Consider the following 14,803-nt stretch of genomic DNA (forward strand, 5'->3'; position numbering starts at 1 on the left):
AGGTCAGCGCACTCGTCCCCTGGGCTTCAGGTGAGTCGGCGGGAGCTCCGGGGCGGGGAGCGGAGCACCGTCGTAGCCCTTCACCTCACCGAACCTCGTCCCGTGCATCCAGTCTTCTCGCGCCTGCGCGATGTCCTCGTGTGACCGTCCGATCCAGTTCCAGAACATCACGATCTCCTCCTCGAACGGCTCCCCGCCCAGCAGCATCAGCCCCGCGTCCGACGACGCGCGCAGCGGGAGTTCCGTGCGGCCGCAGCCGAGGTAGAGCATCGAGCCGGGGAGGACCGGGACGCCGTCCACGTGGGCCTCGCCCGACATGGACAGGACCGCGTACTCGAAGTCCGGGTCCAGTGGGAGCCGGGTCTCGGTGCCTGCGGTCAGGGCCAGGTCGGCGCCGACGATCGGGGTGTACGCCGTGCCCGGCGAGGTCGCCGTGTCCAGGGTCCCCAGGATGACCGTGGCCGTCAGGCCCGGGGCCGTCACGTGCGGAAGCTCCGCATGGTGCTGGAAGTGCGGTTCCACGTTGCGGTGGGCGTCCGGGAGGGCCACCCACAGCTGGGCGCCGTGCAGCAGCCGGCCGTGGGAGCGGGGGCTCTCCTCGGAGTGGCTGATCCCGCGGCCGGAGGTCATCAGGCCGAGCTCGCGCGGGCGGATCGTCTCCAGGCTGCCGACGCTGTCGCGGTGCAGCACCTCGCCCTCGTGCAGCCAGCTCACCGTCTGGAGACCGGTGTGCGGATGGGGGGCGACCTGCATTCCGGGTTCGCCGGCGATGTCGTCCGGCCCGTAGTGGTCCACGAAGCACCAGGCGCCCACCATCCGGCGGCCCAGGTTCGGCAGGAGTCGGCGGACCTCGGTGGACTCGCCGAGCTTGACGGTGCGCGGGCTGAGGAGCTCGCGTACGGGTTCGGCCACGACGAAGCCCCGGCCGCCGCAGACGGAGAGAGCGGGCTGACGATCGAGATTGCTCATGCCCACCAACTTAGTACCGCGGCCACCCCCGCGTTCCGCGGAATGTTCAGCCGCCGTCACGTGTTGGAGCGCCCGTACACACCACCTGAACGGCGGAAGGGACGCGATGAACGCGCCGACGACCTACTTCGGGCACGGGACGGCGGCCGAGCGCTGGGCGCGCGCCCGGCTCTTCTTCGACGCGAAGGAGTACGCGACGGCCGCACGCATCCTGGACACCCTGGCCGCCGAGGCCCCCGAGCAGCTGGCGCCCCGCCTGCTGCTGGCCCGCGCCTACTACCACTCCGCGCAGCTCTCGCGCGCCGAGCGCGAGCTCCGCGCCATCCTGGACCGCTGGCCGGTGGAGGACTACGCGCAGCTGATGCTCGGTCGCACGCTGGAGCGCCAGGGCCGGGCAGCGGGGGCCGCGCCGTACCTGCGGCTGGCCGCCGCGATGGCGGGCGAGTTCCCCGAGTAGCGGCCGCCGTGCGGGGCCCGGCGGCCGCCTCGGATAGCCTGGGACCACGATGAACCGTCTGACCACGCCTTTCGGCTCCTACGAGCTCACCCGCTTCCCCGAGGACCCGCGCGACCGGCTCCGCGCCTGGGACGCCGCCGACGAGTACCTGCTGCGCCACCTCGACGCCGGTACGGGCGACCGCGGCCCGGTGGACCTGTCCGGCGCCCCGCAGATCACCGTGCTCGGGGACCGCTGGGGGGCGCTTGCGACGGCGCTGGCGGCGTACCGCCCGGCGCAGATCACCGACTCCTTCCTCACCCGGGCCGCCACCGAGGCGAACCTGGAGCGGGCGGGGGCGGACAAGGACGCGGTGCTGCTGCTGACCACGCAGGACGCCCCGCCGGAGCGGATCGACGTACTGCTCGTGCGGGTGCCCAAGAGCCTGGCGCTGCTGGAGGACCAGCTGCTGCGGCTGGCCCCGCACGTCCACGAGGGCACCGTCGTGGTGGGCACGGGCATGGTCAAGGAGATCCACACCTCCACGCTGAACCTCTTCGAGCGGATCCTCGGCCCGACGCGGACCTCGCTCGCCGAGAAGAAGGCCCGGCTGATCTTCTGCACCCCCGAGCTCGCGGGCAAGGCGCCCGCCGCGGCCGCGGGCCCCTGGCCGCTCACCTACACCCTCGACCAGGACGCGGGCTCGGGCGCGGGCCTGATCGCCGTCAACCACGCCGGTATCTTCTGCGCGGACCGGCTGGACGTCGGGACCCGGTTCTTCCTGCAGAACATTCCCAACAACACGGCCGGCGCCCGGGTCGTGGACCTGGGCTGCGGCAACGGCATCGTGGGCACGGCGGTCGCCGTCGCCGATCCGGACGCCGAGATCGTGTTCACGGACGAGTCGTACCAGGCGGTCGCCTCGGCCCGCGCGACGTACGAGGCCAATGTCCCGGGCGGGGCCGAGGCTCGTGGCGGGGCCGATGGCCGCGGCGGGGCGGGCGTCCGCGCCGGGCGCCGCGAGCGGGCGGAGTTCATCGTCGGCGACGGGGTGGCCATGCTGCCCCGCGGCTCGGTGGACCTGGTGCTGTGCAATCCGCCCTTCCACTCCCACCAGGCGACGACGGACGCGACGGCCTTGCGCATGTTCGCGCAGTCGCGGAAGGTACTGCGTCCGGGGGGCGAGCTGTGGGTGATCGCCAACCGGCACATGGGGTACCACACGCATCTGCGCCGCCTCTTCGGCAACAGCGAAGTCGTGGCGAGCGAGCCGAAGTTCGTGGTCCTGCGGGCGATCAAGCGGAACGAGCGGCCGCGCCCCATGTGACCTGCCGGTACGTCCTAAACTCGGCCGCGTGAGCAGCCAGGTGGACAAGGACGCGGACGGCGGCGGCAGCGGAGTCGCGCGCTACCGCCGCGAGGAGCTGGCCCGTGCGGCCGGCGTCAAGGTGCGCAACCTGCGCTACTACCAGGAGCGCGGGCTGCTGCCCGCGCCGCGCCGGGAGGGCCGGATCGCCTGGTACTCCGAGGACCACCTGACCCGGTTGCGGTTGATCAGCGACTTGCTCGGACGCGGTTACTCCGTCAACGGCATCTCCGAGCTGCTGCACGCCTGGGAGGCGGGCGGCGGGTTGTCCCAACTGCTGGGCCTGGAACGGGCGATGACCCGCGACTGGGTGCAGGAGGAGCCGGTCACCATGACCCTGGCCGAGCTGCGCGAGCTGTTCGGTCCGGGTGCGACGGCCGAACACACCCGGCGGGCGGCCGAGTTGGGCTACGTACGCATCGACGGCGACCGGGTCACGCACCGTAGCCGGCGGCTGCTGGAGGCGACGCTCGCCCTCGTGCGGCAGGGCGTACCGCTGACGGAGATCCTGGACGCGGGCGACTTCGTACAGACGCAGGCGGCGGCGGTGGCCGACCGGTTCGTCGGACTGTTCCGGCGGCATGTGATCGGTGCGGGCGGCTTGGAGGTACTTTCGGCCACCCAACTGGATCACATCACGGGCGCGGTGGCAGCGCTGAGACCGGTCGCGGGCGAGGTCGTGACCGCCGAGTTCGCGCGGGCCATGGCCCGGCGAGTGGAAGCCGAAGTCACCGCACTGCTGCACCGGGAGCAGTGACCGACCAGTAGGAGTCGGCCGAAAAGGTGCGCTCGAACAACCTTGCCAACCCCCATTGGCACTCTTACATTCAACTCGTCGGTAACAACGGTTCACAGCCGGAATAAGGGACGATCTCATGGCAGATTCCCCGCACTTATCGGATGTTTCCAGCTCGGCCGGCACAGCCGCCGGCGCAGACGAGGACACCGGCGGCGGGCGTGTCCGCTGGCGTCGTTTCGCCCTCCTGACCCTTCCCGCCGTCGCCGTCACCGCAGGCCTCGGCATCGCCCTCGCGCAGGGCGCCCTCGCCGCCTCCTTCGCCGTCTCGGGCCAGCAGTTCAAGGTGTCCGCGGCCAGCCTGGAGGGAGAGGGCTTCGCCCAGTACGGCAGCATCGACGTCAACGCCCGCGAGGAGCTGATCCCCGTAGCGGTCACCGCGATCAAGGAGGCCAAGCTCCACAGCCTCTGCCAGTCGGTGGTGACGACTCTCCCCGTCGTCGGCGACATCTCGCTCAACCTCACCGCGGGCAAGAACACCCCGGTCGAGGCCGGCAACCTGTTCGTGGACGCCACCCAGCTCTCCGGCAACGCGGTCTTCACCAACATCGAGATCGGCCGGGACGCCTCCACCCTCGACAAGGGGCCGGCGGAAGCACAGGGCATGCAGGACCTGTTCGCCCAGCAGGCCGACACCGTCAGCATCACCGACCTCCAGCAGACGGCCTGGGCGACCAACGCGGGCACCTTCAAGCTCTCCGGCCTCAGCATGGGCATCAGCAAGGGCAAGAAGGAATGCTTCTGAGCGCTTGGCGGCGCTGGCGGCGGTGGCGGCGAAGCAGGCCGTTCTGGGGCGGTCTCCTCGCGATCCTCGCCGGCGCCGAGATCTGCGCCCTGCCGCTCGCACCGCTGAAAGTGATGCTCCAGCAGGGAGTGGCGGGCATCCCGTCCGTCCTGATGGGCATCGTGCTGATCGTGCTCGGGCTCACGGCCTGGTTCTCGCCCGCACAGCGCGGTCTCGCCGGCGTCCTCACCACGCTCATCGCCACCGCCGCCCTGGTGCTGTCGAACCTCGGCGGCTTCCTGATCGGCACCCTGCTCGGGATCCTCGGCGGCGGACTGATCTTCGCCTGGCAGCCGTACGCCGCCCCGCGCCGCTCCCCCGCGGCCAAGACCCCCGCGTCCGAGACACCCGAGCCCGGGACCCCCCCGTCCGATACCCCCACGAGCTCCGCATCCGAACCCCCCGCGCCGAGCCCCGCCCCCACCCGCTCCACTTCGTCCCCCGATCCCCAAGGAGCACAGCCATGAGCCGCACGCGACGCACCGCGCTCGCCCTCGGGACGGCCGCAGCAGCAGCGCTGTCGGTGGCCTCGGCCACCGCCCCCGCCACCGCCACGCCCTCACCGCCGGCCGGGTCGACCACGGTCACCCCGGCCGGGCACGCCTTCCAGGCCACCCTCAGCGGGAAGGCCACGCTCAAGGCCGGATCGGTCACGGTGACCTGTACGGTCTCCGTCTCCACGGGCACCGTGCCGGCCGCCCCCGGCAACCAGAACGCCGCGGGACCGGTCTCCTCGCCGATCTCGCCGCCGACGTACAGCTCGTGCACCTCCAGTGTCTGGGGGGTCACCCCGACCGTCACCACCAGCGGTTCCTGGTCGGTGTCGATGCAGAACGGCTCCCCGATCACCGCCACCATGACCGTCCCGACCGGCGGGCTCGTCGTGCACACGACCGGCCTGGCCACCTGTACGGTCACCGCGGCGCCCTCGGGCCCGGCGAGCGTCGGCGGAAGCTGGGCCAACGGCGCCCCGCCGAGCCTGACCTTCACGAACGCCTCCGTACCCGCCACCGTGACCGGCGGCTTCGGCTGCCCGACGAGCGCGACGTCCTCGACCTTCAACGCCGTGTACAAGGTCACGGACACCACCGACCCGGCGCAGCAGATCACCGTCGGTCCCTGAGCCCGGCCCGCACCGCGCCCTGCGAAGCGGCCCGCCGGCCCCGGAGCGACTCCGGGACCGGCGGGCCTGCGGCGGTACCCGGTCACCTCGCGGCTCCTCATCCGCACGCGCGACGGCAGCAGCTACCGGGCGGCGGTCGGCACCACCCGGTAGTGGGTCGTCAACCGGCCGTCCTCGCCCAGCACATGGAAGGCGACGACGGGCGGCTCGTCGAAGTGGACGTACGGGTTGGACCCGGTCGCCGCCTCCCAGGGAAGCCGCGTCGTGGAGACCACACCCGGGGCCACCAGCAGCGGACGGCCGGCGAAGGTGGTCGCGGCCGCGGTGTGCGCATGGCCGCACAGGAACGCGGTGAGGTGGGGGTGGCGCTGCGCGAGCGCGGCCAGCCGCTCCTCGCCGAACTGCCGGATCCCGTCGACATACGGAATGTGCAGCGTGACCGGCGGGTGGTGGAAGGCCACCAGCACCGGCACCTCGTGCGGGGTGTCCGCCAGTACGCCGTCCAGCCAGGCCAGCGTGGAATCCTCCAGCAGACCCTGGTGCTCGCCGGGGACCGACGAATCGCACACGGCGAGCACAAACCCGCCGCCGCGCAGTACCTGGTCGACCGGCGCCGCCGAAGGCCGCTCCTCCCCGAGCAACCCCTGCCGGAACGCCACCCGCTCGTCGTGGTTTCCGGGGCACAGCAGCATCGGGTGCCGGGAGACGAGCACCTTGCGGGCCTCCTCGTATTCGGCGGGGCTCCCGTGGTCGGTGATGTCACCGCTCACCAGCACCGCATCGAGGTCGTAGGGCAGCCCCTCCAAGTAGTCCAGTACGGCCCGGGTGCGGTCGGCAGCCCGCGGGTCGCCGTCGAAGTGGGTGTCGGTGAAGTGGGCGATCACGATCACGGTCGGTGGCTCCTCTGCTCTGCGGTGCCGCCATTCAGCAGCTGCTACGGCCGCTCTGCCAGGGCCAATTCGCCACAAGTGGCCCGCGCCGGCAGCTCCGAGCGCAGGGCCGATCCGCCCTCAACCGCGGTACGTCTCCAGCAGCCTGAGCCAGATCTCGCTGACCGTCGGGAAGGCCGGGACGGCATGCCACAGCCGGTCGATCGGAACCTCACCGGCGACCGCGATCGTGGCGGCGTGCAGGAGTTCGGCCGCGCCCGGCCCGACGAAGGTTGCGCCGAGGAGGACTTCGCGGTCCAGGTCGACGACCATCCGGGCCCGCCCGCGGTACCCGTCGGCGTACAGGCCGGCGCCCGAGACCTTGCCCAGGTCGTAGTCGACGGCGCGGACCCGGTGTCCGGCCCGTTCCGCCTCGGCGAGGGTGAGCCCCACCGCGGCCGCCTCCGGGTCCGTGAACACCGCCTGCGGCAGGGCCCGCGTGTCCGCGGTCGCCGCGTGCGCGCCCCAGGGTCCGGCGTCGAGCGAGGGGGCGCCGGCCGCGCGGGCGGCGATGGCCGCGCCCGCGATCCGGGCCTGGTACTTGCCCTGATGGGTCAGCAGCGCACGGTGGTTGACGTCACCCACCGCGTACAGCCAGTCGTACCCGCCCACCCGGCAGCTGTCGTCGACCGGGACCCAGTCGCCGGGTGTCAGTCCGACGGTGTCCAGCCCGATGTCCTCGGTCCGCGGTGAGCGCCCGGTCGCCATCAGCAGCTCGTCGCCCTCCAGGATCTCCCCGCCCTCCAGCACCACCTGCACCGGCCCGGTCGACCCGTCCCGTACGACCGCCTCGACCGCCACCCCCGTACGGACCACCGCGCCGGCCTCGCGCAGCGCCTCGGCGACCAGCTCCCCCGCGAAGGGCTCCATCCGCGGCAGCAGCCGACCGCCCCGCACCAGCACCGTGACCTGGGAACCGAGGCCCTGCCAGGCGCTCGCCATCTCGGAGGCCACCACCGAGCCGCCCACGATCAGCAGCCGCCCGGGCACCTGCCGGGCGGAGGTGGCCTCGCGGCTGGTCCACGGCCGCGCCCCGGCGATCCCCGGCAGATCCGGGACCACGGCGCGGCTGCCGGTGGCGACGACGACGGCGTGCCGGGCGGAAAGCACGTGGTGCTCCCCCTCGGGGCTGGTCACGGCAACCTTCCGGATTCCGTAGAGGCGGCCGTGGCCCCGGTAGACATGGGCTCCGATGGACTCCAGCCAGTCGACCTGGCCGTCGTCCTTCCAGTTGCCGGTCCAGTAATCGCGGTGCTCGAACGCCGCGGTCGTGTCGAGCGGGCCCCCGACCGCGCCCGCCAGGCCCGGCACCCGGCGCGCGTCGGCCCGGGCCAGCACCGGGCGCAGGAGGGCCTTGCTGGGCACACAGGCCCAGTACGAGCACTCCCCGCCGATGAGCTCGCTCTCCACCAGGGCGGTACTGAGCCCGGCGGCGCGCGTGCGGTCCACGACGTTCTCGCCGGCGGGTCCTCCGCCGAGGACCACCACGTCGTACTCCACCGCTTCCGACATGCGACGCACCTTCCACGGGGCAGCGGGCTGATGTCCCGCCACCTTACGTGGGGTCAGGGAGGCGCGCGTGAAGGGCGGGGCTCAGGCCTCGGTCGTGCCGGACCCCGCCGCGCCCTCCGCCGAAGGCTTCTGCGAAGCCGCGATCTGCGCGCGCACCTCGTCCATGTCGAGCGCGCGGGCCTGCCCGATGAGGTCGGTCAGGGCCGCCTCCGGCAGGGCGCCGGGCTGCGCGAAAACGGCGACCTGGTCCCGGACGATCATCAGCGTCGGGATCGAGGTGATCTGGAAGGCCGCCGCCAGCTCCTGCTGCGCCTCCGTGTCCACCTTGGCGAAGACCAGGTCGGGATTGGCCTCCGCGGCCCTCTCGAAGACCGGGGCGAACTGCAGGCAGGGCCGGCACCAGCCCGCCCAGAAATCGATCAGCACGAACGGGTTCTCGCTGACCGTCCGGTCGAAGTTCTCCTTGGTGAGCTCGACTGTAGCCACGGTTCCAGACCTCCTGATTGCCTCGTATGCTGCATGAACGACCGAGGCGTCCCCGGCATTCCGGTTCGCCACCGCCCGGCGTCCCCGCGGACCGGGCCGGGCGTCCCCGGCCACCCCCTCTGCGCAGCGGGAAACCGCTGTACGGCAGCGGCGGCCGGCAGCTAGAACGGGTGTCCCGGCGGCGTGGCGCGCAGTGTGGTCCAGCGGAGCTCCGTGAAGGCCTCCAGGTTCGCCTCCCCACCGAAGCGGGCCCCGGTGCCGGAGGCACCGACGCCGCCGAAGGGGGCCACCGCCTCGTCGTTCACCGTCTGGTCGTTGATGTGCGCGATACCGGTCGGGATCCGCCCCGCCAGGTCCAGCCCGCGCGCCGCGTCCCGGGTCACGATGCCGAGGGACAGACCGTACGGGCCCGCCGAGGCAAGCGCCACCGCCTCCTCCTCCGTCGTGAAGGACCGCACCGGCGCCACCGGCCCGAAGACCTCCTCCGCGTAGGCGGGCGAGTCCTCGGCTACGCCCGCCAGCACCGTCGGCCGGTAGAACAAGCCTTCGTACGTGCCCCCGGTGACCAGCTTCGCGCCTTGCTCGGCGGCGGCCTCCACCAGCGCATGGACCCGCTCCAGCTGCCCGCGGTCGATGAGCGGGCCCAGGTGCACCCGGTCCCGGTACGGGTCCCCCACCACCAAAGCCTCGGCCCGCGCGGCGAGGCGCTCCACGTACTCCTCGTACAGGGAGGCGTGGACCAGGTGCCGGCCCGCGGTCATGCAGATCTGGCCCTGGTGGAAGAAGGAGCCCCAGGAGGCCTGTGCGACGGCCGCCTCGACATCGGCGTCGGCGAGCACGACCAGCGCCGAGTTGCCGCCCAATTCCAGGTGGGCGCGCTTGAGGTGACGGCCGGCCAGTTCGCCGACCGCGCGGCCGCTCGCCGTGGACCCGGTGAACGACACGACCCGCACCAGCGGATCGGCGACCACCGCGGCCCCCGTCCCGGCGCCCCCCGGCAGTACCTGGAGCAGCCCGCCCGGCAGGCCGGCGGCGGCGAAGACGGCGGCGAGCGCCAGGCCGCCGCACACGGCGGTCCGGGGATCCGGCTTGAGCAGCACCGCGTTGCCCAGGGCCAGCGCCGGGGCGACGGAGCGGACGGACAGGATCAGCGGGGCGTTGAACGGGGCCACCACCCCCACCACCCCCGCCGGGACCCGCCGCGTGAACGACAGCCTGGGCGCCTCGCTCGCCAGCACCTGCCCGGCCGGGCGCGAGGCCAGCGCCGCGGCCTCGTAGCACTCCTGCGCGGCGACGTGCAGCTCGAAGTCGGCCTTGCCGGGTATGGACCCCGACTCCCGTACGAGCCATTCCCGCAGCTCGTCGGCGTGGGCGGTGAACAGGTCCCCGGCGCGGCGCAACACGGCGGCCCGCTCCTGGTGGGTGGCCCGCGCCCAGTCGTGCCGGGCGGCCTCGGCCCGTTCGGCGGCCGCCGCCACGTCGGCGGGGGCGGCCAGGTCGAGCGTGGCGAGGGTACGGCCGGTGGCGGGTTCGACGACGGGGGCCGGACCGCCGGTCAGGGCGGGTCCGTCCTGCCAGAGCGTCGGTTCGAGGAGCGGCATGGCGCGGGGCCTCCGGGGGAAGGGGCGGCGGGGGGCGGCAGCACGCGCCATCGTGCCAGACCGGAGGCACCACATCTGTTCAGTTATTGGGCAGTTGACGGGCCGTCGTGACCGGAAACGATCGACGACACGGCTCGGTCGGTACCGCCCTGCCGGTACTGCGTCGCCGGTACCGCCTTGCCGCTGCCGCGTTGCCGTGGTGGGCCGGGGCCGGGCCCGCTCAGCGCTCCAGGACCAGTGCGATGCCCTGCCCCACACCGATGCACAGCGCCGCCATACCGGTGCCCGAGCCGGCCGCGGCGAGCTGGTGCGCCACCGAGCCGGCCAGCCGCGCCCCGGAGGCGCCGAGCGGGTGCCCGATCGCGATGGCCCCGCCGCGCGGGTTGACCAACGCCGGGTCCAGCTCCGGCCAGGCCGCGAGGCAGCCCAAAGCCTGGGCCGCGAAGGCCTCGTTGAGCTCCAGCACGCCCAGGTCGGCGAAGCTGCGGCCGACCTTGGCGAGCGCCCCCTCCACGGCGTCGACCGGGCCCAGCCCGAACAACTGCGGCTCGATGCCTGTCACCGTGGAGGCGCTGATCCGGGCCAGCGGCTCACGGCCGGTGGCCGCCAGCCCCGCCTCGTCGGTCAACAGCAGGGCCGCAGCACCATCGTTGAGGGGCGAGGCGTTGGCGGCGGTGACCGTGCCCGTGCCGTCCGTACGGAAGGCCGGCTTGAGGCGGGCCAGCGCCTCCGGCGTGGAACCCTCCCGGATGCACTCGTCGCGGACGAGTTCCACCCCGGGGTACGGGACGACCTCGTCGTCGTACAGCCCGGCCGCCCAGGCCTCGGCCGCCTTGCGGTGGCTCTCCAGGGCGAACAGGTCCTGCGCCTCGCGGGTGATCCCGTACTTCTCGGCGATGAGCTCGGCGCCCTCACCGAGCGAGACGGTCCACTCGGCGGGCATGCGCGGGTTGGTCATCCGCCAGCCCAGCGTGGTCGACCACATCTGCTGGTGGGCGGCGGGGAAGGGCCGCTCGGGCTTCTGGACCACCCAGGGGGCGCGCGTCATCGACTCGACCCCGCCCGCGATGGCGACGGAGGCGTCCCCCAGGGCAATGGCCCGGGCGGCCTGGATCACGGCTTCGAGACCCGATCCGCAGAGCCGGTTGACGGTGACCCCGGGGACGGTCACGGGGAGGCCGGCGAGCAGCACGGCCATGCGGGCGACGTCCCGGTTGTCCTCGCCCGCGCCGTTGGCATCGCCGAAGACGACGTCGTCGATACGGGCCGGGTCGAGGTCGGGCGTACGGTCCACCAGCGCGCGGACGACATGCGCGGCAAGGTCGTCGGGGCGCACCCCGGCGAGGGCGCCGCCGAACTTGCCGATCGGGGTGCGGACGGCGTCGACGACGTACACGTCGCGGACGGTGCGGATGCTCATGGGGGCTCTCCTGGGCGGATCCGTACGGGCGGCGCCGGGCCCGGTGCCGTGGTGGGCGCCGGGTACGAAGCCGGGCGCGCCCGGTGGGGCGCGCCCGCAGTCTCCGTCCGGCGGTCACCGGCTGTCAACGATCTCCTGGGGGGAGGGCGATCCCGGGGAGGTCCCGGCGAGGATCCCGGCGAGGGAGGGAGGCCGGGGCCGGGGCAGGTGAGGGCGCACAGCCACTCGCCGTCGTCGTCAGCGGCGGCGGTCAGGTCGACTCGCGCTGGACGGCCGAGGCCGTCATCAGGTCGTGCTGCCGGGTGATCTCGGAGGGCTCGCGCACCGCCCGGTCCACCAGCGACGCGAGATGGTCCCCGGTGGGCAGCTCCAGCTGCACGGTGCTCAGCCTGGGCCGCAGCAGCCGCCCGATCAGCAGATCGTCCGCGCCCATGACGGCGACGTCCTCGGGAACCCGCAGCCCCTCGTCCAGGAGCGCTCGCATCAGCAGCATCGCGTACTCGTCGTTGTACGCGAACACCGCGTCGAGCCCCGAGGAGCGCCAGCGTGCGACCAGGGCGGCGGCAGACTCCTCCGAGTAGGCGAGCGGGAGCGGCTCGACGGCTGCGCCCGCGACGGAGCGGGCGCCCGCCAGCCGGGGTCCGGAGAACAGCTCCAGGCCCTCCTCCTCCGGCACCACCACCCCGATCCGCCGACGACCCCGTTCGAGGAGGTGCGCCGCGGCCTTGGCCCCGACCTCGGCCTGGTCCATGACGAGGGCGTGGGCTCCGGGAACACCGACGGGGCCCAGCGTTATCACCGCGCGGGCCCCCGCCCGCTTGAGGGTGGACACGTTCTGCGCGGACAGGGTGGTCTCGCCGAGCGAGATCACCGCGACGGGCCGCAGCTCGGCCCACGCACGGGCCGCCTCGTCACCGGTGAGCCCGAGGCTGCCGTACTGGACCACCGTGTAGTCGAGGCGGCGCAGCGCCCATTGGAGCTCGTTGAGGAAGGCGCTGTAGAGCGGGCCCGCGGCCACGTGCGAGGTGGACAGCAGCACGATCCGGGTGTGGCCCGCGCGCAGGCTGCGGGCCGCCGCATGCGGGACGTAGCCGAGTTCCTCGGCGGCCTCGCGGACCTTGCGGCGGGTCGGCTCGCTGATGCGTACGGCTTCGGCGTTGTTCAGGACGTACGAGACCGTCGCGCGCGACACGCCTGCGAGCCGGGCCACGTCGGCGCTGGTCGGCACGGGGGGTGCCGCCGGGGCGGGGGCCGGGACGGGCGCCTGGGCCGACTGCTTCGGCGAGGGCGATTTCGATGACTGAGACATTGCCGAGGCATCTTTCCAGACCGATCACCGCCCGAGTCCGGCGGATGGCCGGAATCGCGTGCCAGACAGGGGTTACACGATTTATTGACACGTGTAATCCGGGCGACGCGACCGCCCTGAGCCTCGCTCCGCTCTTCGGCTCGGATCTGCTGCCGGCGGAGCCGGTGGTGCCCTCACTGGTGCAGCCGGCGGACCCGAGTTTCCTGATCTCCACGGAGCGGGCGGCCATCCTCAAGGGGCGCGGCTTCGAGGTGCGTTCGGTTGCGGCCGCCGGACACACCATCCACCGGGACGACTTCGACGGATTCACGTCTTCTCCGCAGGGCTGGATCTAGCTGCGCACGAGCGCTCCCCGTTACCGTCGGTCTACCGAGCGGTAATGGGGAGGGTCGATGTCGGTCACGACAGGTTCCGCTGTGTCTTCTGCTTCTCCGGCTTCCTCTGCTTCTTCGCACGCGTGCGGGGACTTGCAGGGCATGGTGAACGCACTCGGCGAGGGGAGCGTCTCCGCACGTCAGTTGACGGAGCGGACCCTGGAGCGGATCGCCGCCGCGCAGCCCCGGCTGAACGCCTTCCGCATCGTCCGGGCCGAGGCCGCGCTCGCCGAGGCCGACGCTGCGGACCGGCGGCTCGCCGCCGGTGAGCGGCTGCCGCTGCTCGGCGTCCCGCTCGCCGTCAAGGACGACATGGACGTCGCGGGCGAGCCGACCGCGTTCGGCTGTGCGGGATCGTTCCCGCCGAAGACCGCCGACAGCGAGGCGGTACGAAGGCTGCGCGCGGCCGGCGCGGTCATCGTCGGCAAGACCCAGACGCCCGAGCTGGGGCAGTGGCCGTGCACGGAGGGGACGGCCTTCGGCGCGACCCGCAATCCGTGGAATCCGACCTACACGCCCGGCGGTTCCTCGGGCGGTTCGGCGGTCGCGGTGGCCGCCGGGCTGGTCCCGGCGGCACTCGGTTCGGACGGGGCGGGTTCCGTACGGATCCCGGCGGCCTGGACGCACCTGATCGGCGTGAAACCGCAGCGCGGGCGCATCTCCACGTGGCCGGAGCCCGAGGCCTTCCACGGGCTCACGGTCAATGGTGTGCTGGCCCGTACGGTCGCCGATGCGGCGCTGCTGCTGGACGCGTCGAGCGGCTCGGATCCCGGCGACCTGCACCGCCCGGCCCCCATCTCGGCGCTTGAGGCGACCCGCCGTACCCCGCGGCGGCTGCGTATCGCCCTCTCCTTCGGCATGGCGTTCACGGCGACGCCCAAGTCCCTCGACCCTGAGGTGCGTTCCGCAGTGGAGCGACTGGCCGGGCACTTGGAGTCGCTGGGGCACGAGGTGGTGCCGGAGGATCCGCGCTACGGACAGATGGGCCTCACGTTCGTCCCCCGCGCGACGGCGGGCGTACTGGAGTGGGCGTCCCGGGTGGCGGACCCCGAGATGCTGGACCCCCGCACGCATGAGGCGGTGCGGCTGGGCCGCGTACTGAGCGGCCGGCCGCTGCAGGCCTCCCGGCGCGCGGAGGCCGGCCTGCAACGGCGGGTCGGGGAGGTCTTCGCCCGCTTCGATGTGGTGCTGACCCCGACGACTGCCACGGGACCCCTGCGGATCGGAGCCCTGGCGGGGCTGGGGGCGATGGCCACGGACCGCGCGATGATCGCCGCCTGCCCGTACACCTGGACGTGGAACGTCCTGGGCTGGCCGGGGGTGAACGTCCCGACGGGCTTCACCCGCACCGGCCTCCCCCTGGGCGCCCAACTCCTGGGCCCGGAATCCTCGGAGCCCCTGCTGCTGAGCCTGGCTGCGCAACTGGAGGCATCGGGCGCGTGGGAGCAGCAGTGGCCGGCGGGCTGGGGGCCGGAGGAGCCGAAGGGGCCGGAGGAGCCGAAGGGGCCGGAGGAGCCGAAGGGGCCGAAGGGGCCGGAGGCTTCGGGCGGCAGGGTCTGAGCGGACCGGCGTCGGTGGGGGTTCGGGGGCGTCCCGTCAGTCCACTGTCCTTCCGTGTCGGTCCGGGCCGTCAAGGGCGCTCCTCCTCGTTCCTCGTCGTCGCGTCGCTTCGCGATGGCCTTCGGCCACCCTTGACTG

At 73.2% G+C, this 14,803-nt stretch carries 15 protein-coding genes; 8 read left to right on the plus strand and 7 right to left on the minus strand.

What is annotated here, in order from left to right; genetic code table 11:
• Positions 1–3: 3 nt before the first annotated feature.
• Positions 4–969 carry a pirin family protein gene (locus AB0B01_RS25110; protein ID WP_361723236.1) on the minus strand — a complete coding sequence of 322 codons (966 nt, stop codon included), beginning with the start codon at positions 967–969 and terminating at the stop codon, positions 4–6.
• 106 nt (positions 970–1,075) lie between these two features.
• On the opposite strand from AB0B01_RS25110, the gene AB0B01_RS25115 reads away from it, so the two are divergent.
• From AB0B01_RS25115 to AB0B01_RS25140, 6 genes are all read left to right on the plus strand, one after another.
• Complete coding sequence (locus AB0B01_RS25115) at positions 1,076–1,426, plus strand: tetratricopeptide repeat protein (RefSeq protein ID WP_361723239.1); 351 nt, start codon at positions 1,076–1,078, stop codon at positions 1,424–1,426.
• A gap of 49 nt (positions 1,427–1,475) precedes the next feature.
• Positions 1,476–2,732 carry a methyltransferase gene (locus AB0B01_RS25120; protein ID WP_361723242.1) on the plus strand — a complete coding sequence of 419 codons (1,257 nt, stop codon included), beginning with the start codon at positions 1,476–1,478 and terminating at the stop codon, positions 2,730–2,732.
• Positions 2,733–2,760: 28 nt separating this feature from the next.
• Positions 2,761–3,528 (plus strand): MerR family transcriptional regulator, encoded by a 768-nt coding sequence (locus tag AB0B01_RS25125; RefSeq protein WP_361723245.1) that lies wholly within the window; start codon positions 2,761–2,763, stop codon positions 3,526–3,528.
• A gap of 226 nt (positions 3,529–3,754) precedes the next feature.
• Positions 3,755–4,312 carry a DUF6230 family protein gene (locus tag AB0B01_RS25130; protein ID WP_361723293.1) on the plus strand — a complete coding sequence of 186 codons (558 nt, stop codon included), beginning with the start codon at positions 3,755–3,757 and terminating at the stop codon, positions 4,310–4,312.
• The gene (locus AB0B01_RS25135; RefSeq protein ID WP_361723248.1) at positions 4,303–4,818 is read left to right on the plus strand and encodes a DUF6114 domain-containing protein; all 516 of its coding nucleotides are present in this window, start codon (positions 4,303–4,305) and stop codon (positions 4,816–4,818) included. Before AB0B01_RS25130 ends, AB0B01_RS25135 begins: the two co-directional genes overlap by 10 nt.
• A complete protein-coding gene (locus AB0B01_RS25140; protein WP_361723251.1) occupies positions 4,815–5,474 on the plus strand; it encodes a hypothetical protein in 660 nt (219 codons plus the stop codon). Before AB0B01_RS25135 ends, AB0B01_RS25140 begins: the two co-directional genes overlap by 4 nt.
• Positions 5,475–5,596: 122 nt before the next feature.
• On the opposite strand, the gene AB0B01_RS25145 is transcribed toward AB0B01_RS25140, so the two are convergent.
• The 6 genes from AB0B01_RS25145 to AB0B01_RS25170 all read right to left on the minus strand — a co-directional run bounded on the left by AB0B01_RS25145 (position 5,597) and on the right by AB0B01_RS25170 (position 12,731).
• Positions 5,597–6,364 carry a metallophosphoesterase gene (locus AB0B01_RS25145; protein WP_361723254.1) on the minus strand — a complete coding sequence of 256 codons (768 nt, stop codon included), beginning with the start codon at positions 6,362–6,364 and terminating at the stop codon, positions 5,597–5,599.
• 120 nt (positions 6,365–6,484) lie between these two features.
• Positions 6,485–7,915 carry an NAD(P)/FAD-dependent oxidoreductase gene (locus AB0B01_RS25150; RefSeq protein ID WP_361723257.1) on the minus strand — a complete coding sequence of 477 codons (1,431 nt, stop codon included), beginning with the start codon at positions 7,913–7,915 and terminating at the stop codon, positions 6,485–6,487.
• Positions 7,916–7,996: 81 nt separating this feature from the next.
• Positions 7,997–8,401, minus strand: a complete 405-nt coding sequence (locus AB0B01_RS25155; RefSeq protein ID WP_361723260.1) for a thioredoxin domain-containing protein — start codon at positions 8,399–8,401, stop codon at positions 7,997–7,999.
• Positions 8,402–8,562: 161 nt separating this feature from the next.
• Positions 8,563–10,002 (minus strand): aldehyde dehydrogenase family protein, encoded by a 1,440-nt coding sequence (locus tag AB0B01_RS25160; RefSeq protein WP_361723263.1) that lies wholly within the window; start codon positions 10,000–10,002, stop codon positions 8,563–8,565.
• Positions 10,003–10,222: 220 nt separating this feature from the next.
• Positions 10,223–11,422: a thiolase family protein gene (locus AB0B01_RS25165; protein WP_361723266.1), complete on the minus strand. Its 1,200-nt coding sequence runs from the start codon at positions 11,420–11,422 to the stop codon at positions 10,223–10,225.
• Positions 11,423–11,672: 250 nt separating this feature from the next.
• Positions 11,673–12,731, minus strand: coding sequence for a LacI family DNA-binding transcriptional regulator (locus tag AB0B01_RS25170; protein WP_361723269.1), 1,059 nt, complete (start codon positions 12,729–12,731; stop codon positions 11,673–11,675).
• A gap of 44 nt (positions 12,732–12,775) precedes the next feature.
• Here AB0B01_RS25170 and AB0B01_RS25175 point away from each other — a divergent pair, with 44 nt between their 5' ends.
• Positions 12,776–13,066, plus strand: coding sequence for a hypothetical protein (locus AB0B01_RS25175; protein ID WP_361723272.1), 291 nt, complete (start codon positions 12,776–12,778; stop codon positions 13,064–13,066).
• Between the two features lie 57 nt (positions 13,067–13,123).
• Positions 13,124–14,665, plus strand: a complete 1,542-nt coding sequence (locus AB0B01_RS25180; protein WP_361723275.1) for an amidase — start codon at positions 13,124–13,126, stop codon at positions 14,663–14,665.
• The last annotated feature ends 138 nt before the right edge of the window (positions 14,666–14,803 follow it).

The sequence above is a fragment of the Streptomyces sp. NPDC044571 genome (assembly GCF_040647115.1).
Lineage (GTDB): Bacteria > Actinomycetota > Actinomycetes > Streptomycetales > Streptomycetaceae > Streptomyces.

Bases quoted from the DNA above. Each gene is read 5' to 3' on its own strand.
- AB0B01_RS25180 (WP_361723275.1), top strand. From the start codon at position 13,124: ATGTCGGTCACGACAGGTTCCGCTGTGTCTTCTGCTTCTCCGGCTTCC.
- AB0B01_RS25160 (WP_361723263.1), bottom strand. From the start codon at position 10,002: ATGCCGCTCCTCGAACCGACGCTCTGGCAGGACGGACCCGCCCTGACC.
- AB0B01_RS25120 (WP_361723242.1), top strand. From the start codon at position 1,476: ATGAACCGTCTGACCACGCCTTTCGGCTCCTACGAGCTCACCCGCTTC.
- AB0B01_RS25175 (WP_361723272.1), top strand. From the start codon at position 12,776: ATGGCCGGAATCGCGTGCCAGACAGGGGTTACACGATTTATTGACACG.
- AB0B01_RS25170 (WP_361723269.1), bottom strand. From the start codon at position 12,731: ATGTCTCAGTCATCGAAATCGCCCTCGCCGAAGCAGTCGGCCCAGGCG.
- AB0B01_RS25115 (WP_361723239.1), top strand. From the start codon at position 1,076: ATGAACGCGCCGACGACCTACTTCGGGCACGGGACGGCGGCCGAGCGC.
- AB0B01_RS25165 (WP_361723266.1), bottom strand. From the start codon at position 11,422: ATGAGCATCCGCACCGTCCGCGACGTGTACGTCGTCGACGCCGTCCGC.
- AB0B01_RS25135 (WP_361723248.1), top strand. From the start codon at position 4,303: ATGCTTCTGAGCGCTTGGCGGCGCTGGCGGCGGTGGCGGCGAAGCAGG.
- AB0B01_RS25150 (WP_361723257.1), bottom strand. From the start codon at position 7,915: ATGTCGGAAGCGGTGGAGTACGACGTGGTGGTCCTCGGCGGAGGACCC.
- AB0B01_RS25140 (WP_361723251.1), top strand. From the start codon at position 4,815: ATGAGCCGCACGCGACGCACCGCGCTCGCCCTCGGGACGGCCGCAGCA.
- AB0B01_RS25110 (WP_361723236.1), bottom strand. From the start codon at position 969: ATGAGCAATCTCGATCGTCAGCCCGCTCTCTCCGTCTGCGGCGGCCGG.